The organism is Flavobacterium sp. 22659 (assembly GCF_052044235.1).
Lineage (GTDB): Bacteria > Bacteroidota > Bacteroidia > Flavobacteriales > Flavobacteriaceae > Flavobacterium > Flavobacterium johnsoniae.
Map to the genome: position 1 here is coordinate 64512 of NZ_JBQEMU010000004.1, position 21351 is coordinate 85862.

The window sequence follows — 21351 nt, forward strand, 5'->3', positions numbered from 1 at the left end:
CGTTTTTTTATGCTCTAAAATGAATGATTTTAAACTATAAAAGCAATTTTATTTGTTATTCTGACGAATATAAACTTCGGTTGCACCTAAGCCGTATTTTTGATAATTCGCATCCTGAAAATCAATTCCGTCATAACGGCCTAATAAAAAATCAAGTTCGGCTTTTAAAATTCCTTCGCCGACACCGTGAATAAAAACAATTTTTGGAATGCGGTTTCGTATCGCAAATTCAATATGTCTTTTTGCAGTTTCAGTCTGCAGAGTCAGGATATCATAATTTGACATTCCTCGTTTATTTGGAACCAGTTTTTCGATATGTAAATCAAATTCCGGAACTGCAACATCGCGTTTATCCTTCTTTTCTTTTACAAAACTTCTCGGTTTTGGCTCAGTTTTCTCTTTTGTAACTTCTTCTAAATTAATTCTTTTAATAGAATTCATTAAATCACTGGAATCTTGTATTTTAACCAATTCATTGACAAAAAATGTCATCGTAAATCCGTCTTCAGTTTCTATTAAAACTTCATTGTTTTTAACCGAAACCACAGTTCCGTTTATTGCTTCGTCCAAAACCGAAACTTTATCTCCTTTAGTCAACATCCTGCTCTTCTTTTTCTTGATTCTTACTTGGTGTTTTTGCGCTCAGCTGCATCATTCCGTACATGAAAACTGCAATTGCAATAACCATTACATAAATATTTTTTTGATCTGAAACCTGCTCGTACAAAGCAACTGAAATAGCAAGAATCATAATTATAATTTTAAACGTTTTCATTTTTTTGAGTTTGAGATTTCAAAAGTATAAAACTTTAAATTAGCTGTTGTTTTTCTTTTAAAATGTTATCCAATATTTTTTTGTAAAATTGTAAAAAAATCCCCTCGTGAATTTAGAGAAATATATGATCCCCTGCCCGTTCAAAAAACTCTTTGGTTTTGAGTGTCTAGGCTGTGGTTTTCAACGCTCTTTATTCTTACTTTTTAAAGGCGAGTTTTCGGCTGCCTTTTATATGTATCCGGCAATTTATACAACCCTTCTTTTTTTAATTTTAGTTGGTTTATATTTTTTGGATAAATCCAGAAATTATCACAAAATAATATGGAAAGCAGCAACCCTGAATATCATTTTTATGTGCATTGGTTACATCTATAAACACTTTTATATTTAATTTTTGACACAGCTGTTTTACTTCTTAACCTGGTTCAAAATATCATTCATCATTTCGATCTGCACTTTTTGAATTTCAATTAATTCTTGCTGCTGATGCATAATAAGATGATCAATTTTATCGTGAATCATTCTAATTTCTAATTCAGATTTCAGGTTAATCATATAATCTTTTTTAGCGCGGTTTCGGTCTTTTTCTTCCTGACGGTTTTGACTCATCATGATTACCGGAGCCTGAAGTGCTGCAATACACGATAAAATCAAATTCAATAAAATAAACGGATACGGATCAAAACCTTTGTTAACCAAAATATAAACATTTGAGCCAATCCAAATAACAATAAAAACAACAAAAGAAATTATAAACGTCCAGCTTCCGCCAAAATCTGCCACTTTATCGGCTATTTTTTGACCAAAACTTCTCGTTTCATCTTCATCTTCAACAATGCTTACAATCGATTTATCTTCTTTTAATGACGAAATAACATTTTTCTCTAGATCAGAAAGCATTCCTATCTCAGTAGACAAATAATTCGAAATATACTTTTGACGGTATTCATTTAATTCCTGAACCGAAATAGAATCATCATCACAAAAAGAAGGATGATCTTTTACAATAAGGCTTAAAATTGGATCATGAATCGATTTACCGTAAATTTTCTCGCTTTCGGGAAAAGAAATACTAGAAATCGCACTTTTAAAAGTTGAATTGTTTTTCATTTTTGCAAATTTTATCTGCTAATTTACACAATTAACTTCTTAAGAATCATATAAAATATAACCATTTATAAGTGCTTGATTTATCACAAATAGGATTTTTAAAACAAAATTTCTTTAGTTAATTCGTGTCCTTATTTACAAAAAACACCTTACTTTTAACGTTTTAAAATATCCACTCAATTTTATTATTGTGACAAAAGACAATATCATACAAAATATTAAGGCTTTAAAGAGCCATTCTAATATAAATTACGGTATCAAAACCAAAACTGAAGATTTTACCGAGAAGCTTTTCTATACCCTTTTTGATTCGAATGCCGCACTTGACGAAAGCATTGACGAACTTGAAATTCGTTTTAAAGAAATTGCTGTTTTAGCGTGCAAAAAACCCGAAAATCTTTGTGAATCAATCTGGGATCGCTTTGTAGAAAAACTTCCGGGCGTTTTAGAAAAATTAAACGAAGATGCTGCTTATATTCTTGAAAATGATCCGGCATCAAACAGTATCGATGAAGTTTATCTAGGATATCCTGGTTTTTATGCCATCGCAATTTACAGACTTAGCCACGAATTATACAAACTAGACTTATTGTTGTTTTCGCGATTAATGAGCGAATATGCGCATAGAATTACCGGAACTGATATTCATGCTGGTGCTGATATTGCTTCGCCATTTTTTATAGATCACGCCACAGGAATCGTTATTGGCGAAACTACCGTTATTAAAAAACATGTCAAGATTTATCAAGGTGTTACTTTGGGAGCTTTAAGCGTAAGCAAAGACATGAAAAATGCCAAAAGACATCCAACCGTTGAAGCGAATGTCTGTATTTATGCCAATGCCACCATTTTGGGCGGAGGCACAATTATAGGAAAAAACAGTGTTATTGGAGGAAATTCATGGGTTACTAAATCTATTCCCGAAGATTCTATCGTATTAAACACAACTACAACAGAAGTCAAAATAAAAGAAAAAAAATAAAATGGGTCCACAGAAACTGCTAAACCTAATTGGAAATACTCCATTAATGGAAACGGTCAATTTGGTTAAAAATAAAAACGTTAAACTTTTACTGAAACTTGAAGGAAACAATCCGGGAGGAAGCGTAAAAGACAGAGCAGCATATAACATGATTGCAGCTGCTCTTGAAAGAGGCGAAATTAAAAAAGGAGACAAATTAATTGAAGCAACAAGCGGTAATACAGGAATTGCCCTTGCTATGATTGCACAATTGTTTGGAATAGAAATCGAATTGGTTTTACCGGAAGATTCAACAAAAGAAAGAACACAAACCATGCGTGCTTATGGCGCTACGGTTATTTTAACGCCTGCTGAAGAAGGAATTATCGGTTCAAGAGATTATGCTGATAAAAAAGTAGCACAAGGCGGATATCTTATGCTGAATCAGTTTGCAAATGATGACAACTGGAAAGCACATTACAAAACAACCGGACCAGAAATATGGAATGATACAGAAGGAACCGTAACTCATTTTGTTTCGGCAATGGGAACAACCGGAACTATCATTGGAACTTCGACTTATTTAAAAGAAAAAAATCCGGCTGTTCAAATTATTGGTGCACAGCCTAGCGACGGATCTCAAATACCGGGAATCCGCAAATGGCCTCAGGAATATTTACCTAAAATTTTTGATGCTTCGAAAGTAGATACTGTTGTAGATGTAAGCGAAGAAGAAGCCCGAGAAATGACCAAAAGGCTGGCTCTTGAAGAAGGTGTTTTTGCCGGAATGAGCAGCGGCGGTTCTGTAGCTGTTGCCCTTAAAATCGCCGAACAATTAGAATCAGGAGTTATAGTTGCCGTTATCTGCGACCGCGGCGATAGATATTTGTCATCGGATTTATTTGACTAAAAAGGAACAAAGCGACAAAGGTTCAAAGGGACAAAGGCAGTCACAAACTACAACCCTTATACCCAAAAAAGACGCACTGCTGTGCGCCTCTATAAAAAACCTTTACACCTTTGTACCTCTGAACCTTTGTAACTTAAAAAGAAAATGAACTACAGAAAACTAGGAAAAACAAATTTTAATATTTCTGAAATCTCTCTGGGAACCTGGCAGGTTGGCGGAAAATGGGGATCAGGATTTAATGATAAAACAGCCGACGAATTAATAAATACTGCCATAGATAATGGCGTAAATTTTATTGATACGGCCGATGTTTACGAAAACGGATTAAGCGAAACTGCTGTTGGACGAGTAGTTCGTTCACGATCTGAACGTATTTATGTAGCCACAAAATGCGGACGCCAGATTAATCCGCATGTGAATGAAGGCTATCAGCCAAAAGTGCTTCAAAAGTTTGTTGAAGACAGTTTGAAAAGAACCGGATTAGAAACTTTAGATTTAATTCAGCTGCACTGTCCGCCGACAGAAGTATATTACCGTCCTGAAATCTTCGAAATGTTTGATCGTTTAAAAGATCAGGGTAAAATTCAAAATTTAGGAGTAAGTGTCGAAAAAGTTGAAGAAGCTTTAAAAGCAATCGAATACTCTAATGTAATGACTGTTCAGATTATTTTTAACCTGTTTCGTCAGCGTCCGTCACAATTATTCTTCTCAGAAGCCAAAAAGAAAGATATTGGAATTATTGCGCGTGTTCCTCTTGCCAGCGGACTTTTAACGGGTAAATTTGATGCTAAAACGACTTTTGATGCTCAGGATCATCGTAATTTCAACAGAAACGGAGATGCTTTTGATAAAGGCGAAACTTTTTCAGGAATCGATTATGATTTAGGTTTAAAAGCTGTTGAAGAATTAAAAGCACTTTTTCCTGAAACTACAAACCTCGCTCCTATTGCACTGCAATGGATTTTAAGTTTTAACGAAATAAGCTGTATTATTCCGGGAGCTTCAAAAGAAAGTCATGTGCTTTCTAATTTATCTGTTTATGATCTGCCGAAATTATCTCCTGAGAAAATTTTGGCTATGAATAAAATTTACGAAGAGTATATTAAACCTTCTGTGCATCATCTTTGGTAGCTTTTTTATGCTTCTAAGATACTAAACTGCTGAGTTTCTAAGTTTTTCCAGACTTAGAAACTCAGTTTTTATTTTTCTTCCTGACGCAACCATTTTACTAAAGAAACATCTTACTAATAAAACTAACCCTAAAATTCACTAACCATGAAAAAATTAAGTTTTATTTTGTTTTCGATCTGCCTGATATTTGCTTCTTGCAGCAGTGATAATGAAGAATCTGCCGAAGAAACATCAAAAAGATTAGACAAGATGTATAATGAAATTATTGAGCTTTCTTTAATTAACTCCCAAACTTGTACAAATCCGGAAGAATGGGGTTTTGAACTTCTCAGCTCGTCAGGATGCGGTACCAATAGAGGTTATATTCTATATTCTAAAAAAGCTGACAAAGCTAAACTAGATGCAAAAATAAAAGAGTACATCAAAACAAAATCAGATTATGTAACAAAATGGAATGTTCTTGGCGATTGTGCTCCTACTAATGCGCCAACCAGCATTAACTGCGTTGATGGAAAAGCAAAACTTGTTTTTCAAAATCCCTTATAAACGAATTATTGCTTAATTCAATTTCCTGCAAAAAATAAGGTCATTAAGATTTTCACTCTTAATGACCTTATTTTTTTAATTGATATCGAACTCAATTTTAAACTCGGCGCCTTTATTTTTGCCTTCGCTTAAAGCACTTAATCGGCCTTTATTTTTTTCGATAATTTTTTTACATAAATAAAGTCCAATTCCAGTTGATGATTCATTCGCAGTTCCCAATCGGCTCATTTTGGTAAACTTCTTAAATAACTCTTCTATCTGATGTTTATCAAAACCAATTCCCCTGTCGGCAACTGTTATAATTAAATCTGATTGTTCTTTATAAATTCTGACTTTAATTACACTATCAAAATAAGAGAATTTTACAGCATTGCTAATCAAATTCACAATCACCTGAACTAAGAGACCTTCATCTATTCTAAGTTTAGCTTCATCTATTTCAAGACTTAAATTAAGTATTATATTTTTGTCTAATAAACGCTGTTCGACCTGCTCATTTATAAAAGGCAGAATATTTTGGAAATTAATGATTCTGGATTCAGATGTTATTTTTGAAATCTGATCCTGTTCTTTTAATAATTTTATAAAATTTTCGATATAACGAAACTGTAAATTAGTCGATTCGCAAATTAAATCGGCTAAATGTTTTACAGATTCAGATGGATTTTCACTTAAAATTAGTTTCGCCAGACCCTGAGGATTTCCGGCAAAATTTTTCAAATCATGTGAAAGCATATAAATTAAATCCTGTTTTTCATTTATAAAACTCTCAGACTCATAAATCGATTCCTGAATGTTGCACATCAGCAAACCTGCTTCATCAGTATATTCTGTTGGAAGAATAGACAATTTACGGCTGTTTCTGTAATCGTCTAAAGATTTTGATGCAACAGAAATGGGTTTAATGAGCTGTTTTAAAACCATAAGAGTTATTGCTGTCGCCAGCAATGTCATTATTAATGAAAAAAACAAGATTGATGCAGGAGAAATAGTGTGCTCAAAAAAAAGGACAAAAAAAAGGATTCCTATTAACGGAATATGTATTCCTATAAAAGCAACAAACAAAAATTTAAACGCATAACTTTTTTTCAAAAAGCTAATTTGCGAAAGGTTATGATATAATTTCATAAAACATAACAAAACTATAGGTTATATACTGCAGCTTGGGGCTCAATAGCAGAAACAAAGTTAACTTTTAAAGTTAATTAAACTAGCAAATTACATAATTTGATAAAATATTATGAAAATAAAATTTGTAAAAGTTTACAAAGGCTTATTTTTGCGCTATGGGAAGAAAAAATACAGACAAAGTTGTCTTTCATCAAATTCAGGTTCTTGATGCCGGAGCCAAGGGAGTATCAGTAGCAAAAGCTCCTGACGGAAAAGTTATCTTTATTCCAAATGTCGTTCCTGGAGATGTTGTTGATGTACAAACATTCAAAAAAAGAAAAGCATATTACGAAGGAAAAGCCGTAAAATTTCACGAATTATCAGAACATCGTGTAGATCCTATCTGCGAACATTTTGGTGTTTGCGGCGGATGCAAATGGCAGAATATGAAATACAGCCAGCAGCTGTATTACAAACAAAACGAAGTAAAAAATCATTTACAGCGTATTGGAAAAGTTGAATTGCCGGAATTTGAAACTATTTTGGGTTCGGAAAAGCAGTTTTTTTACAGAAATAAAATGGAATTTTCGTTTTCTAACAGCCGTTGGTTAACCGAAAAAGAAATAGGAAGCACTGAAGATTTAGGAAACAGAAATGCATTAGGCTTTCATATTCCGAAAATGTGGGATAAGATTCTGGACATTGAAAAATGTCATTTACAGGAAGATCCGTCAAATGCTATTAGAAACGAAATTAGAGCTTTTGCCAACGAGCATAATTTAGCTTTTTTTAATCCAAGAGAACATTCCGGTCTTTTAAGAACTTTAATGATACGTACGGCTTCAACCGGAGAAATCATGGTTTTGATCCAGTTTTTTGAAGATGATAAAGCAAACCGCGAATTGGTTTTAGATCATTTATACGAGAAATTCCCGCAGATTACCTCTTTACAATATGTGGTAAATGCCAAACAAAACGATACTATTTACGATCAGGATATAAAACTTTACAAAGGAAGAAATTATATCTTAGAAGAAATGGAAGGCTTAAAATTCAGCATTAATGCTAAATCTTTTTACCAAACCAACTCTGATCAGGCTTACGAATTATACAAAATTACACGTGATTATGCAGGACTAACAGGAGAAGAAACTGTTTATGACTTGTATACAGGAACAGGAACTATTGCACAGTTCGTTTCTAAAAAAGCAAAAAAAGTAATTGGTGTAGAAAGTGTTCCTGAGGCAATTTTAGACGCTAAAGCAAATGCAGAACGCAATAATATTACCAATTGTGAGTTTTTTGTTGGAGACATGAAAGTCGTATTCAACGAAGCTTTTATTGCACAGCACGGAGAACCAGATGTTATTATTACAGATCCTCCAAGAGACGGAATGCACGCTGCGGTTATCGATCAGATTTTAAAAATTGCGCCTAAAAAAGTAGTTTATGTAAGCTGTAATTCTGCAACACAAGCACGTGATTTAGCTTTAATGGACGAAAAATACAAAGTAACACGCGTACGTCCGGTTGATATGTTCCCTCAAACGCATCATGTTGAAAATGTTGTACTTTTAGAACTTCGATAATTATAAAACTGTAAATGAAAAAAATAATCTCTCTTTTATTACTTTTTACTTTTGGCTTGTCCAGCTGTGAGAAAGATGATATTTGCGATGCAAATACGCCTACAACTCCCAGACTTGTAATTACATTTTATGATAACGCAGCTCCAACAAGTCTTAAAACGGTTACCAATTTAAAAGTAGTCGGCGAAGGTAAAGAGGATACTGATGCAATTATTTTTAACGAAACCGGAACTTCGGTAACTAAGTATTTAACAAATGCAAATACTATTTCTATTCCGTTAAAAACAGATGCAAAAACAACAACATACAAGTTTATTTATAATGCAACAAGCGCAACTCCAAATATTGATGTTTTGACGTTTAATTATGAAACTCAAAGTGTTTATGTTTCGAGAGCCTGCGGTTTTAAAACCACTTTTACACTAAATCCTCGTGATAATACCGCCAATTCAGGATTAATAAGAACAGATCCCGCTGGTGACGGACTTTGGATGCTGAATATAAATGTAGTTAATTCTAATATCGAACTTGAAAATGAAACACACGTTAAAGTATACTTTTAGTCTTTGTTTTCTTTTATCAATGTTCTTGGGATATTCTCAGGTGGTAATAAAAGATACCGTAACAGTAAGAGATCTTGATGATCAAAAACCGAAAACTGAAGTTGCGGCAAAACCTGCAGTCAAAGAAATTAAAAAAGACAGTATTTCTATAAAAACTGATCGTTATGGTTTAAGAGTAGGTGTCGATCTATATAAACTAACCAGAGGCTTTTATGATAAAAATTATAAAGGAATTGAGTTTACAGCAGACTGGCGTTTAACTAAAAAGTATTACATCGCAGCCGAATTAGGTTTTGAAGATAAAACTACAGATGACGATAGATTAAATTCTACAGCTACAGGAACGTACATAAAAGGAGGTTTTGATTATAATTTATATGACAACTGGCTTGACATGGAAAACCTTATTACGATTGGTTTAAGAGGAGGTTTTAGTTCTTTCAGCCAGGATTTAAACAGTTATAAAATCTACAATCCAAATCCGTATTGGGGAGAACAACCCGCAATATCCGCAAATCAAAAATACAACGGATTATCTGCTGCATGGTTAGAAGTTGCATTGGGAGTTAAAGCCAAAGTTTTCAATAATATCTTTGTTGGATTTGGTGTACAGCTTAAACTTTTGGCAATGAACAACAAACCTTCAGGATTTGATAATCTTTACATTCCGGGATTCAACAGAACGTATGACGGAAGTTTTGGAGTAGGATTCAATTACACTGTTTCGTATTTCATTCCTATCTACAAGAAAAAAACAATTGTACCTGAAATCATAAACCAAGCTCCAAAAAAGTAACGTTTTAATTCATAAAAAAAGCCCTAAATTTAAAAATTCAGGGCTTTTTTATTTAAGACAACTGAAATTCAACAGCTGCTTTTGCGTGTATTAAAGTCGTATCAAAAATAGGAACAGATAAATCGCCTTCTTTTATTACTAACGGAATTTCTGTACATCCTAAAATAATACCTTCTGCTCCGTTTTTAATTAATTCGTCTGCAATTTCAAGATAACGTTTCTTTGTTTCATCTGTCACAATTCCTCTCCCCAGTTCTTCAAAAATAGTATAATGAACAAAATCTTTATCTTCCTGACTGGCTGGAATTACAGCTTCAATTCCTTTTTGTTTTAATTTATCTTTAAAAAAATCAAGCTCCATTGTAAACTTGGTTCCCAATAAACCTACTTTTTTAAGATTCTGTTTCTGAATTTCAATCGCTGTTTCGGCAGCAATATGAATAACAGGAAGACCAATTGCTTCCTGAAGTTTATCTGCAATTAAATGCATCGTATTGGCGCATAAAACAATAGCTTCTGCCCCGCCCGATTTTAAAAATTCACAGCCTTTAAAAAGCATCTTAAAAGTAGAATCCCAATCGTTGTTATCGTTATTCTTTTTAATATCAGCATAATTGAAAGAGTAAACCAAACATTCAGAAAAGTTTAAACCTCCCAGTTTTTCGTTTATTCCAAGATTTATAAGTTTATAATAATCTGTAGTCGAAACCCAGCTTATACCGCCAATAAGTCCAATTTTTTTCATATTGCTGATTTAAAAATTTTATCCAATTTCTCTAATTCCTTTTATAAAAATCCATTTCATAAAAAGTTTCTCGCCGTCTTTTGTTTTCACGGCCTGAAATTTAGGCGAAATCAAAGTAGCCGCGATAAAAGCAGTCATAGGAATCCAAAGTCCCGTTAGACCCGTGTACATTGCCACCAAAAATCTTCCTAAAATAAATAGAATTGCGAAACATCCTAATTGATATAGAAATGCTCTTACTTGTAGTTTTGTCATTTTTTTTGAGATTCAAAGCTGCAAAGGGACAAAGTTTTTTTCTTTGCGACTTGAAGCTTTATATTATTTACTTGACTTATTATTTCATTTTTTTGAGATTCAAAGCGTGCAAAGTTTTAAAACCTTTGTTACTTTGAACCTTTGTTACTTTGTAACTATTCAGAAACCTGAAACTTCGTTCTCTTACTTCCTTCGTACATTTCGTATTTTACCAAACGTGCTTCAAGACTTCCGTTAAAAAGTTTAATTTTTCTTGACGGTTTTAATCCAACGAATTTTAAAGCTTCAAGGTTTGCAGTTATAAACCACGCATTTGTTCCCGGATAATTTTTCTTTAAAGTATCGCCGATATTTTTGTAGAACTGCTCCATGTGAATATCCAGACGCTCATCATACGGAGGATTAAAAACAATATGCAGTTTTCCTTCTACCTCTTTTTCAGTATCAAAAAAGTTATCTTCATGAATTGTTATATAATCTTCAAGATTCGCATTTCTAATATTGTCTTTCGCTTTGCTTACAGCACTTGGCGCTTTATCAAAACCTTTTATAGTGTAATGAAACTCTCTTGTTTTCTTCATCAAACTGTCAACAATAGTATCAAACAAATCGTTGTCCCAGTCTTTCCATTTCTCAAAAGCAAATTCTTTACGATTAATATTTGCCGGAATATTGCAGGCAATCATAGCTGCTTCGGCAAGAAAAGTTCCAGATCCGCACATTGGGTCTAAAAAGTGAGTTTGTCCGTCCCAGCCTGATAATAAAAGAATCCCAGCCGCTAAAACCTCGTTTATAGGCGCAATATTAGTAGCCGTTCTGTAACCGCGCTGATGAAGTGAACTTCCGGAAGTATCTAAAGAAACAGAAACCTGATCTTTATCAATATGAACATTAATTCTTAAATCCGGATATTGTTTATCAATACTTGGTCGTTGTCCTGTTCTTTCTCTAAACTGATCAACAATAGCATCTTTACATTTTTGAGAAACAAACTCAGAATGATTAAAATAAGTAGAATGAACTGTTGAATCGATTACAAAAGTCTGATTAGCGTTTAACAACTTCGACCAGTTAATGCCCGAAATTCCTTTATACAAAGCCTGTTCATTGTTAGCTCTGAAAGAATAAATTGGTTTCAGGATTTTTAATGCAGTTCTAAGCGACAAATTGGCTTTGTACATAAAACCTTTATCTCCTTTAAAACTTACCATACGCACTCCTTTTTCAACATCCTGAGCCCCAAGCGTGCGCAATTCTTTCTCTAATATTTCCTCAAAGCCAAAAAAACATTTGGCTATCATTCTAAAATTTTCTTCCATTTTTACTTTTTGTATTAAAAACAACCCCAATCGCAGACAGATGCCGCGAAATAGTTATTTTTCGGCAAAAATACACTAAATTTGCCGGACTTTGAATTAATTGAAATAGAATAAATGTCTGACGCACCGAACTCATCAACACCAAATCAGGAAAGAAACACTGAAAACTGGTTTACATCATGGTTTGATACTCCATATTATCATATTCTGTATAAGGATAGAAACTATAGAGAAGCTCAGATTTTCATGGATAATTTAACGCATTATTTAAATCTTCCCGAAAAAGCTAAAGTTCTTGACTTAGCCTGCGGAAAAGGGCGCCATTCTATTTACTTAAACCAATTAGGTTATAATGTTTTAGGCGCAGATTTATCTGAAAACAGCATCGCTGAAGCCAATAAAAACAGCAACGAACATCTTCATTTTAAAGTGCACGATATGCGCGAACCTTTTGAGGAAAAATTCGATGCCATTTTTAATCTTTTTACCAGCTTTGGCTACTTCGAAAATGATGATGATAACCTGACAACACTAAAAGCCATCAAAGAAAGCTTATCTGAATATGGTTTTGCCGTTATCGATTTTATGAATGTAAATCAGGTAATTGAAACTCTCGTTCCTGAGGAAGTTAAAACCGTTGACGGAATTGATTTTCACATCAAAAGATATGTGGAAGACGGACATATTTTAAAAGAAATTGATTTTGAAGACCAAGGCAGAAAATACCATTTTACCGAAAAAGTAAAAGCCTTAACTTTAAAAGATTTTCAGGATTTAATGGATGAAGCCGGAATCTATCTTTTAGATATCTTTGGAGATTATAAGCTTAAAAAATTCCATAAAACCGAAAGCGAAAGATTAATCATGATTTTTAAATAGGTTTAATTGGTAAACCGTTTATTTGTTTAACCGTCAAACCGATTAAACAAATACAACGATTAAACGATTAAACAACAAAAAACGATTAAACAAAAATGAATTATCTACTACCCTTATTTTCTGTACTTTTAGGATATAGTGTGGCTTTGTTTATAAAACCCGAAAACAAAACCAATTTAAAATTGCTTCTGGCATTCAGCGGTTCATTTTTGTTATCGTTAACTGTAATGCATCTTCTGCCCGAAGTTTACAGTACTCACAATCATAAAATTGGAATATTTATAATGATTGGGATTTTATTTCAAATTGTTTTGGAATTTTTCTCAAAAGGAGCCGAACACGGACATGTTCATGGTCATGCAAAAATGTCACAAATTCCGTGGCTGCTTTTCATCAGTTTGTGTATTCATGCCTTTTTAGAAGGATTTCCGGTAAGTCATCATCATGATCTGGCGGTTGGAATTGCCATTCATCATTTGCCAATTGCTGTGATTCTAACGACATTTTTTATCAATGCCGATCTTAACAAAAAAGCTATTTTTGCTTTTATGCTGACTTTTGCCCTCATGACACCGCTTGGAACTGTGGCTTCTCAATATTTACAATTCTTAAACGATTATTATACCGAAATAACAGCCATTGTAATTGGTATTTTATTCCATATTTCTTCGACCATTATTTTTGAAAGCAGCGAAGGACACAAATTTAATATCGCCAAAGTTTCGATGATCGTTCTCGGAATTATATTGGCATCTTTTTTATAATCTGGACGATTTAATAAAAAATGCTCCAGAGGAGCAGAATATCTATAACAATTATTTACCCTTGATTTCAAGCTCCAGAGGAGCGAAACCTACATTGTTTAAAATTATGCCGCTCCTCTGGAGCTTTTATACATGGGAAATAAATTGATTATGCTATAAATATCATGCTTCTCTGAAGCTTTGAATTATCTAATTACCTAATTGACTAATTTTCTAATTACTTACCTGTTCGTTTTTTCTCCTCTTTATTTCCAAAATCACGTTCCTGAACTTTAATTTTCTTATTTCCAAAATTATACGTTGCAGACAATCTCACAAATCGGTTACTTTCATTCTGGCTGTAAACCTGCACTACTCCATTTACAATCGATTTATAACCTTTTAAATAAGAAGTATTAAAAATATCATTCACCAAAAAAGTCAATTGCAGATTGTTTTTCAAGAAACTTTGTCTAATTGCAATATTCAATCCCGCCATATAACCAATTTCATATAAACCTTTTTTGAAAGGTGAACTGTAAAAATATTCCAATTGCAGTTTTGTAGTTTCACTCAGTGAAAAAGAATTTTCGGTTGTAAAATAAACCTGTGCACTATTTGACGGAACCGCATTTATATTCGAAATAAACGAAGTTTTTGAACCTAAAAGATAAACCGAAGTCTGTGTTTCAAACCAGTTTGTAACTTCTGCCGAATAGCTTTCACCAATTCCAAAAGAACTTTCGTCAAAATAATTCTCTCTCGTTACAATCTGTGTATTGATTTCAGGATTTGAAGTAAAAACAACGCCGTAACCATTAGTAGTTTTATTGAAGGAAATATTAGTTCTTAAATTCTTTTTAAACGAATACGTAAAATCAAAATTATTACCGAAAGACGGTCTTAAAAACGGATTTCCTTCTGAATAACTGTTACTGTTAATATAAGATCGAAACGGATTTAATAATCCAAATCCCGGACGGTTAATACGTTTTCCGTAAGTAAAATTAAAACCATGATTGTCATTCAGCTGATAATCCAGATACAAACTCGGAAACAGTTTTAAATAATCATTTTTTACTTCTTGATCTAAAGTTGCAGAATAACCGTTTGTCTGCGTATTTTCTAATCGAAAACCAAGCTGAACAGAGAATTTGTCATTGATTTTTTTATTTCCATTCAAATAAACTGCCTGATTGTTTTCTTTATACTCAAATACGTTCGACTGATTGGGATCCAAAACTTCACTTCCCGAAATGGTATTGTAATAAAACACATCACTGTTACTTTTTACAAAACTTACTTTTCCTCCATAAGACAAATTAACAGCTTGCATTGAATGTTCAAAATCAGCTTTTAAACTAAAATTATCAATATTCTGGTTCGAGTTGTTTCGTGCTGCCTGATTCGTATTTTGATACGTTCCGTCTGGCAGATACGATTTGGCTGTGAAATTTTTATCAAATTTTGAGTCGTAAGTAAAATAATCCACATCAACACTTACTTTTCTGCCAATAGAATCCAGTTTAGAAATCAAATGTGCGTTATAAGTCTGGCTTCCTGAATATTTATTATTAAAACCTTTATTTATAAGTACAGAATCTATTGAATTTGAATTGTTAAAAATGGAAATAACTGTATTCGAATTCATATCAGGATTATAACTTTCGTTTAAATACTGAAAACCAATTGTAGTTTTATCTGAAATATCATAATCTAAAGAAAAACGTCCTGAAATACTGTTTTCCTTTTGCTTAGAAACATCTCTTAATTCCCAAAGCCCTGTTGGGTAATAAATATCTAAATCTTCTGTATTATTGGTGTTTCCAATTCTTCCATTTCCGCTGAAAGCAAATCTAAATTTGTTTTTGTTGTAGAAAAAGCTATTTCTTAAAGTATAAATTCCGTACTTATTTTGGTCGTAAGAGATTGTAGTCGCATTTTTCCATGAATCGCGGATTCCTTTTTTCAAAATGATATTGATGATGCCACCTGTTCCATTTGCTTCATATTTTGCCGGCGGATTCGCAATGACTTCGATACTTTTAATATCATTGGCAGAAATAGATTTTAAATAACTATTTAATTCTTCGCCAGATAATTCAATCATTCTGCCATCGATCATGACTCTCGACGCGCCTTTTCCTAAAATATTGATAACATTATTCTGCACTACAACGCCCGGAGCCGTATTTATGGCCGTAAGCGCATCTCCGCCAGTTACTGAAATATTATTTTCGACATTATAAACAACTCGATCTATCTTTTGTTCTACCGTTTTCTTTTTGGTTTGAATTACAACTTCTCCCAAATTGGTTGTGGTTTCTTTTAAAATAATGATTCCTAAATCTGTATCTTTTTCTATTGAAATTTCTTTTTCATATTCTGAATATCCCAAAAGACTGATTGTAATTTTATAAGTTCCTTTTTTAAGATTGATTTCAAAACTTCCGTCTTGTTTGGTTGTCGTTCCATCAATAATTTTCCCTTCTGAATTGAATACAGAAACATCTGCCCATGCTAATCCTGCAGTTTCATTTGACACTTTTCCTTTTAATTTTAAAGTTGACTGCGCTAAACAAAACAAAGGCAATAATAAAAAGATAAGGAGATTTGACTTTTTCATAATTTCTAATTTTAACTTGTTCGATTAATTTGAAGCAAAGCTGCGTTAGAAAATCTCCCTGCGCGACCGACAAAAAAAAGTCGAACCATTTTCTAATTCAAAAATTGGTTCGACTTTATTTGTTATGAAGTACGACTTTTTACAAAACGTTTATTTTCAACTGTTTCTATAAGCCGTTGGCGTTAAATTGGTATATTTTTTAAAAGAAGTATTAAAGGAAGATTTTGAATTAAAACCCACTTCATATAAAATTTCTAAAACTGTAAGTTCTTTTTTTGATGGATTTTTTAAAATACTCATGGCTTTTTGAATGCGGTATTCGTTTACAAAATCAAAAAAATGCTGATCGATATGATGATTTATCAAAACTGATAAATCGCGAACTGGAATATTGATCTGGTTTGCCAATTCCTGTATCGTTAGCGACGGATCGAGATAAGGTTCTTTATCAGTCATATATTGTCTTAAAGTCTCAATTTGAGCAGTAATTACATCGTTTTGAGAGTTTGCGGTTTCTGATTTTATTTCGCCTTCGGGCAGAATATCTTTTGTGAGTTTCAGCTTAGAGTTAATTCCCCTGAAAAGTTCCGGATGATTCAGGGCTTTCATTATAAACCAGCAGGTAATCAATAACGCAATGCTTCCTACCAAAACATTGGCCCAGAGAAAGGTTTCGTTTAAATCTGTATATCGCAATAACGTTTTTAATACTACAATAATATGTGCGATCAGGAAAACGGTTGCCATTTGAAAAAGCCACATATAAGTTGAAAAACCTGTATTGGCGTAATTCTCTAAATAAAGTTTTTTGTATTTCTTTAAAATTAAAAATACACCCACAATATAATATACATACTGAAACTCAACAATTGAACGAAAGATCAACATTTCGGGCATTTGATTGTGTATTCTAAAAAACTGTATTTTTTCTACTTCACCTGCCAGATAAAACCTTGGCACAAAAATTAAATTAACTGCCAAAAACGGAAAGAGATGCCATAAATGTTTCCACTGTAATCTAAAATCAGAATAACATACAGCAAGAACAAATAAATAAAACAAAGGCATTCCTAGCAGACAGGTTGTCCATCTAAAAACCTCAAGATCAAATTGTCCGTCAATAAATTCATAGAAAAAAAATCCGCTTAGATCAATAGCAGATAAAATAAAAAAGAAAGCAAATAAACGATTGGCAAGTTTATTTTGAGTTTTTACCGTAAATAAAAAGAAAGCCAGAAGCATAGAAACAAAAACAGCAATCCAGGCAATACCATTCAAAAAACTTAGTTTATCCATTTGTCTATTAATATTAAACAAATATAATATTTTAGTTCTTGTAACAAAACGGCTTGCGGGTAGTCTTTATACAGAAAAATAAGAAGAAAAAAAAGAGTATAAATCTTTGAGACTTTGCAAGATTGAGATAAAAAATATTAATTTTGACTGGTCTAAATAACACTAAAATGACATTTACGAAAACCACTGAACAATCATCAAAATACGAGCATTTAGAAAAAATGTCTGTTCATGAATTGTTATCAAATATTAATCAGGAAGACAAAACTGTTCCTTATGCAGTAGAAAAAGCTCTTCCGCAAATAGAAGCTTTAGTACCGCAAATCGTGGCAAAATTAAAGCTGGGCGGAAGATTATTTTATATAGGAGCAGGAACTTCTGGCAGACTTGGTGTGGTAGATGCATCTGAATGTCCTCCAACTTTTGGTGTTCCGTTTGATTTAGTAAATGGCATAATTGCCGGCGGTGACACTGCTATTCGTCGTGCAGTAGAAAACGCCGAAGACAATGCAGTACAGGCCTGGATTGATTTGCAAGCGCATAATATTGGCGAAAATGATGTGGTTATAGGAATTGCGGCTTCTGGAACAACTCCGTATGTTATTGGCGGATTAGAGACTTGCAATCAAAATAATATTGTTACAGGCTGTATTACAAACAATGCCGGAAGTCCGCTGGCGTTAACGGCAAAATTTCCTATTGAAGTTGTAGTGGGACCTGAATTTGTTACCGGAAGTTCAAGAATGAAAGCCGGAACAGCTCAAAAACTAGTTTTAAATATGATTTCGACTGCTTCGATGATTCAGCTTGGAAAAGTAAAAGGCAACAAAATGGTCGACATGCAGTTAAGCAACATAAAACTGGTTGATCGCGGCGTAAAAATGATTATGGGAGAAATTCCGGTTTCGTATGAAGAAGCTTCAGAATTATTAAAAAAATACGGCAGTGTAAGAAACGCTGTTGACAATTATATAAAGTAAAAGGTTTTCTGCTTAGTTATTTAACCGCAAAGCGCGCAAAGGTTTTTTCGCAAAGTACGCAAAGTTTAAATTAATAAATCTTTGTCAAAATTTAAAACTTGAGACAAAGCAGACCTAAAACTTGAAACAAAAAATAAAATGGCAACAAACAAACAATTATTAGGGAAAGGAATTAAATATCTAACAGGAGCTCTGCCTTTAATGTTTATTGGACCGTCATTGATTTATAATGCTTTTATGAATCAGCACACAAATTGGCATTACTTAGTTTTAGGGATTGGAATTGCGGCTTGTCTGAGTTCTATGGTTTTGATTTTCTTAGGATTGAAAATCATTATGAAAGGTATATTTAATGACTAATTTGTATCTTTACTAAAATTCTTTATTATGGATATACAGGCAGAAATAAATTGGATTCATCAGGAAATTGATAAAGTAAAAGATCCTTCTTTTGTAGAAAAACTAAAACATCTTTTACAATCAATTAATAATACCTCAGTTGACTCAGATGCGTCTTATAATTTAGACATCGAAAATGCCTTAAATAATATAAAAAAAGGTAATTTTTATACTGAAGACGAAGCAAAAGAGATTGCAAAAAAATGGGGAAGAAAATAATTTGGTCAAGCGATGCTTTAGATCAATTAGAAGACATTCATTTTTACATTTTCTTTGAAAGTAAATCAATTAAAATTGCAGACAAGGTTGTCAATACAATTTTTGACAGCACAGATATACTGAAAACACAGCCGGGAGTTTATAAATTAGACAAACAAAAAAATAAAAACGACGGCAGTTTTAGAGTTTATTTCGTTTATAACTATGCAGTTTCATATCAAGTAACAGAAGAAAACATCTATATTCTTCGAGTTCGTCACAATGCACAGAAACCCCAAAAACACTCATGGAAGAAATAATTCACATTCAGAAAACATTTGAGAAAGTTGTTTATATTGATAAAAGAATAAACAACAGGGAATTTGAAGACTGTGTGTTTAAAAACTGTGATTTTTCGAATAGTAATTTCGGCTCTAATACATTTTTGGACTGTGAATTTATTGACTGTAACTTATCTATGACAACTCTAGCCGGAACGAGTTTAAAAAATGTGAGTTTTAGAAACTGTAAACTTCTGGGAATTGCTTTTAATGAATGTGATGATTTCTTATTTCAGGTTCATTTTGAAGACTGCACTTTAGATTATGCTGTTTTGTCAAATAAAAAAATGCCAAAAACAAAATTCATCAATTCTTCGGTGCGTGAAGTGACTTTTATTGGTACTAATTTAACAAGCTCTGTTTTTGACAATTGTAATCTTGACGGCGCTATTTTTAATGAAACCCAATTGGCAGGTGTCAATTTTAAAACAGCTTATAATTATAAAATCGATCCAGAATTCAACCCAATGAGAAAAGCACAATTTTCTACAGAGGGAATTGTTGGACTTTTAGATAAATACGATATTAAGATCGTATAAATAATTTTAAACAGCATAAATTTTACTTTTCAATTGTTCTCAGTGCTTTCTTTATAATATAGGCAGTTTCTTTTGTTGGACTTACTGTCTGCCATTTTTGACATAAATCTTTAACAAAATCAGGCCGCGATTTGCTTGCATCATTAAGCCAGTTACCTACACTATCCTGAACATATTTAGAAGAATCCGATTTCAGTAAATCTAAAATTTTCAAAGCTGATTCCGGTTTTTTCTTAAGCTCTTCGATATGTTCACACCAAACACCTCTTGGTCTTATTGCTTCAGTTGCAAAACGTCGGATATTTTCATCTTCAGATGAAGCCCATTTTAATAAAATTTCAAAACTTCTGTCCAAATTCTTAGTAATATTATGGCGGACAGCTAACCATGAAATTTCCCGAACTCCAAAATGTTTATCGGCTGCCAAAAACTGAATCTGCTCTAACATTTCTTCAATTGTAAATTTGGAATTTCTGCCAATTGCATATGCTGACCAGCATCGAACTAAATCTGATTTATGCTTAGAAATAATTGATACAATTTTTAAATCATTATTTAAAACAGACTGTTTTAATATTCCTGTTCCAATTGCTTCGTTTATCGTATTAACTGTTTGCTTTTTTAAATTTCTAACATCTATTAAAACAGGTTCCAGATATTCAATTTTATTCAATTCATTTAATACATTCTTAAGAAGCACAATTTGATCTACTGCCAGCCATTCAACCAAATTTGCTGATTCAATTTCACCTTTATTAAGCTGTTCTAAAATAGAGACCGGAATATCTTTGGCAGATCGCGCCCCTTTACGTTTTACTTCCTTCATAATACGTTAATTAATTCTTCAATATCAATCCTATTCATATAATTTACATCCAGGAATTTATAAATTATAATTCCGTTTTCGTTTACTGCAAAAACAGCAGGAACCGGCAATGTATTCTCTTGATCTTTATTAAAATCTTCAAGATTAATACCAAGAGTTTGATAATGCGGTATGACAAAATCCTGCAGCTGAAAAGTAATCCCTAACTGTTTTGCATAAGCATTATGTAAATCTGTAAGCACTTCAAACTGTAAATTATGTTTTTCTTTAAGTGTTAAACTATTATCTGAACTCTGCGGTGAGATTGCAACTAAAGTCGTATTTTTTGCCGTAATTCTCAAAAGATTTTCTTGTAATGCTCTTAATTCCAAATTGCAATAAGGACACCAGCTCCCTCTGTAAAACGCGATTATCATTTTTCCATTCCTTAAAATACTGTCAGATGTAATGGTCTTATTTACTGCATTTTTTAAAGAAAAATTTGGAATTTTATCTCCAACTTTTAAGCTATTAATTTCTATATTCAGGCTTTTCAAATCTTGAATTGATTTTTGGAGAGCTCCCAGTATTTCTTCTGGAACCTGTTTTAAAAGTTCTATATTCAATGTTTCAATTTGATGGGCTAAATCATTCATTCTACTTTAATTTTTGATTATTTTTGCAAAGATCGGAAAGCCGGATAGGTCTGGCAATACCGCATATTTTTGTCTCATA

The 21351-nt window shown here is 32.8% G+C and carries 26 protein-coding genes; 15 read left to right on the plus strand and 11 right to left on the minus strand.

All coding sequences use genetic code 11. From position 1 onward, the window contains the following. Window positions 1–48 precede the first annotated feature (48 nt). Both ACTJIW_RS05785 and ACTJIW_RS05790 read right to left on the minus strand, forming a co-directional pair. Window positions 49–600, minus strand: a complete 552-nt coding sequence (locus ACTJIW_RS05785) for a Smr/MutS family protein (RefSeq protein ID WP_440715004.1) — start codon at window positions 598–600, stop codon at window positions 49–51. Next, window positions 590–775, minus strand: coding sequence for a hypothetical protein (locus ACTJIW_RS05790; RefSeq protein ID WP_012024574.1), 186 nt, complete (start codon window positions 773–775; stop codon window positions 590–592). The genes ACTJIW_RS05785 and ACTJIW_RS05790 overlap by 11 nt, the downstream gene beginning before the upstream one ends. Before the next feature lie 124 nt (window positions 776–899). Between ACTJIW_RS05790 and ACTJIW_RS05795 the strand changes: the two genes are divergently transcribed. Next, window positions 900–1166 carry a DUF2752 domain-containing protein gene (locus ACTJIW_RS05795; protein WP_316251617.1) on the plus strand — a complete coding sequence of 89 codons (267 nt, stop codon included), beginning with the start codon at window positions 900–902 and terminating at the stop codon, window positions 1164–1166. A 17-nt stretch (window positions 1167–1183) separates the two neighbouring features. On the opposite strand, the gene ACTJIW_RS05800 is transcribed toward ACTJIW_RS05795, so the two are convergent. Then, window positions 1184–1885 (minus strand): DUF1003 domain-containing protein, encoded by a 702-nt coding sequence (locus ACTJIW_RS05800; RefSeq protein WP_012024572.1) that lies wholly within the window; start codon window positions 1883–1885, stop codon window positions 1184–1186. Window positions 1886–2075: 190 nt separating this feature from the next. Here ACTJIW_RS05800 and epsC point away from each other — a divergent pair, with 190 nt between their 5' ends. From epsC to ACTJIW_RS05820, 4 genes are all read left to right on the plus strand, one after another. After that, window positions 2076–2867 carry a serine O-acetyltransferase EpsC gene (gene epsC, locus ACTJIW_RS05805; protein WP_012024571.1) on the plus strand — a complete coding sequence of 264 codons (792 nt, stop codon included), beginning with the start codon at window positions 2076–2078 and terminating at the stop codon, window positions 2865–2867. A 1-nt stretch (window position 2868) separates the two neighbouring features. After that, a complete protein-coding gene (gene cysM, locus ACTJIW_RS05810; protein ID WP_121361697.1) occupies window positions 2869–3756 on the plus strand; it encodes a cysteine synthase CysM in 888 nt (295 codons plus the stop codon). Window positions 3757–3900: 144 nt separating this feature from the next. Continuing rightward, complete coding sequence (locus ACTJIW_RS05815; RefSeq protein WP_440715003.1) at window positions 3901–4887, plus strand: aldo/keto reductase; 987 nt, start codon at window positions 3901–3903, stop codon at window positions 4885–4887. A 144-nt stretch (window positions 4888–5031) separates the two neighbouring features. Beyond that, window positions 5032–5433: a hypothetical protein gene (locus ACTJIW_RS05820; protein ID WP_121361699.1), complete on the plus strand. Its 402-nt coding sequence runs from the start codon at window positions 5032–5034 to the stop codon at window positions 5431–5433. A gap of 75 nt (window positions 5434–5508) precedes the next feature. Here ACTJIW_RS05820 and ACTJIW_RS05825 read toward each other — a convergent pair whose 3' ends face one another. Beyond that, complete coding sequence (locus ACTJIW_RS05825) at window positions 5509–6387, minus strand: sensor histidine kinase (RefSeq protein WP_440718441.1); 879 nt, start codon at window positions 6385–6387, stop codon at window positions 5509–5511. A 332-nt stretch (window positions 6388–6719) separates the two neighbouring features. On the opposite strand from ACTJIW_RS05825, the gene rlmD reads away from it, so the two are divergent. The 3 genes from rlmD to ACTJIW_RS05840 are packed head-to-tail and all read left to right on the plus strand — an operon-like array spanning window position 6720 to window position 9491. Then, window positions 6720–8132 (plus strand): 23S rRNA (uracil(1939)-C(5))-methyltransferase RlmD, encoded by a 1413-nt coding sequence (rlmD, locus tag ACTJIW_RS05830; protein ID WP_440715001.1) that lies wholly within the window; start codon window positions 6720–6722, stop codon window positions 8130–8132. Window positions 8133–8146: 14 nt separating this feature from the next. After that, a complete protein-coding gene (locus ACTJIW_RS05835) occupies window positions 8147–8695 on the plus strand; it encodes a DUF6452 family protein (protein ID WP_012024565.1) in 549 nt (182 codons plus the stop codon). Beyond that, on the plus strand, window positions 8667–9491 hold the full coding sequence (locus ACTJIW_RS05840; RefSeq protein ID WP_073409719.1) for a DUF6048 family protein: 825 nt from the start codon (window positions 8667–8669) through the stop codon (window positions 9489–9491). The genes ACTJIW_RS05835 and ACTJIW_RS05840 overlap by 29 nt, the downstream gene beginning before the upstream one ends. Before the next feature lie 52 nt (window positions 9492–9543). Here ACTJIW_RS05840 and ACTJIW_RS05845 read toward each other — a convergent pair whose 3' ends face one another. The 3 genes from ACTJIW_RS05845 to ACTJIW_RS05855 form a co-directional block, all read right to left on the minus strand. Then, window positions 9544–10236, minus strand: a complete 693-nt coding sequence (locus tag ACTJIW_RS05845; protein WP_012024563.1) for an aspartate/glutamate racemase family protein — start codon at window positions 10234–10236, stop codon at window positions 9544–9546. Between the two features lie 18 nt (window positions 10237–10254). Next, window positions 10255–10491, minus strand: a complete 237-nt coding sequence (locus tag ACTJIW_RS05850) for a hypothetical protein (protein WP_012024562.1) — start codon at window positions 10489–10491, stop codon at window positions 10255–10257. Window positions 10492–10646: 155 nt separating this feature from the next. After that, complete coding sequence (locus ACTJIW_RS05855) at window positions 10647–11810, minus strand: THUMP domain-containing class I SAM-dependent RNA methyltransferase (RefSeq protein ID WP_012024561.1); 1164 nt, start codon at window positions 11808–11810, stop codon at window positions 10647–10649. Between the two features lie 114 nt (window positions 11811–11924). On the opposite strand from ACTJIW_RS05855, the gene ACTJIW_RS05860 reads away from it, so the two are divergent. Continuing rightward, window positions 11925–12689 (plus strand): class I SAM-dependent methyltransferase, encoded by a 765-nt coding sequence (locus ACTJIW_RS05860; protein ID WP_012024560.1) that lies wholly within the window; start codon window positions 11925–11927, stop codon window positions 12687–12689. Between the two features lie 95 nt (window positions 12690–12784). Beyond that, window positions 12785–13453 (plus strand): ZIP family metal transporter, encoded by a 669-nt coding sequence (locus ACTJIW_RS05865; protein WP_012024559.1) that lies wholly within the window; start codon window positions 12785–12787, stop codon window positions 13451–13453. A gap of 217 nt (window positions 13454–13670) precedes the next feature. Here the strand turns inward: ACTJIW_RS05865 and ACTJIW_RS05870 are convergent, their stop codons facing one another. Both ACTJIW_RS05870 and ACTJIW_RS05875 read right to left on the minus strand, forming a co-directional pair. Continuing rightward, window positions 13671–16058 (minus strand): TonB-dependent receptor domain-containing protein, encoded by a 2388-nt coding sequence (locus ACTJIW_RS05870; protein ID WP_440715000.1) that lies wholly within the window; start codon window positions 16056–16058, stop codon window positions 13671–13673. 156 nt (window positions 16059–16214) lie between these two features. Continuing rightward, complete coding sequence (locus ACTJIW_RS05875; protein WP_440714999.1) at window positions 16215–17354, minus strand: helix-turn-helix domain-containing protein; 1140 nt, start codon at window positions 17352–17354, stop codon at window positions 16215–16217. A gap of 167 nt (window positions 17355–17521) precedes the next feature. On the opposite strand from ACTJIW_RS05875, the gene murQ reads away from it, so the two are divergent. The 5 genes from murQ to ACTJIW_RS05900 all read left to right on the plus strand — a co-directional run bounded on the left by murQ (window position 17522) and on the right by ACTJIW_RS05900 (window position 19811). Then, window positions 17522–18334, plus strand: a complete 813-nt coding sequence (gene murQ / locus ACTJIW_RS05880) for an N-acetylmuramic acid 6-phosphate etherase (RefSeq protein ID WP_440714998.1) — start codon at window positions 17522–17524, stop codon at window positions 18332–18334. A 138-nt stretch (window positions 18335–18472) separates the two neighbouring features. Next, on the plus strand, window positions 18473–18694 hold the full coding sequence (locus ACTJIW_RS05885) for a DUF6095 family protein (RefSeq protein ID WP_073409714.1): 222 nt from the start codon (window positions 18473–18475) through the stop codon (window positions 18692–18694). A gap of 27 nt (window positions 18695–18721) precedes the next feature. Continuing rightward, the gene (locus ACTJIW_RS05890; RefSeq protein WP_012024554.1) at window positions 18722–18952 is read left to right on the plus strand and encodes a hypothetical protein; all 231 of its coding nucleotides are present in this window, start codon (window positions 18722–18724) and stop codon (window positions 18950–18952) included. After that, the gene (locus ACTJIW_RS05895) at window positions 18937–19251 is read left to right on the plus strand and encodes a type II toxin-antitoxin system RelE/ParE family toxin (protein WP_440714997.1); all 315 of its coding nucleotides are present in this window, start codon (window positions 18937–18939) and stop codon (window positions 19249–19251) included. Before ACTJIW_RS05890 ends, ACTJIW_RS05895 begins: the two co-directional genes overlap by 16 nt. Beyond that, the gene (locus ACTJIW_RS05900) at window positions 19239–19811 is read left to right on the plus strand and encodes a pentapeptide repeat-containing protein (RefSeq protein ID WP_440714996.1); all 573 of its coding nucleotides are present in this window, start codon (window positions 19239–19241) and stop codon (window positions 19809–19811) included. Before ACTJIW_RS05895 ends, ACTJIW_RS05900 begins: the two co-directional genes overlap by 13 nt. Before the next feature lie 22 nt (window positions 19812–19833). Here ACTJIW_RS05900 and ACTJIW_RS05905 read toward each other — a convergent pair whose 3' ends face one another. Beyond that, window positions 19834–20637 (minus strand): DNA alkylation repair protein, encoded by an 804-nt coding sequence (locus ACTJIW_RS05905; RefSeq protein ID WP_440714995.1) that lies wholly within the window; start codon window positions 20635–20637, stop codon window positions 19834–19836. Continuing rightward, window positions 20634–21272, minus strand: a complete 639-nt coding sequence (locus ACTJIW_RS05910; protein ID WP_440714994.1) for a peroxiredoxin-like family protein — start codon at window positions 21270–21272, stop codon at window positions 20634–20636. The genes ACTJIW_RS05905 and ACTJIW_RS05910 overlap by 4 nt, the downstream gene beginning before the upstream one ends. Between the last annotated feature and the right edge of the window lie 79 nt (window positions 21273–21351).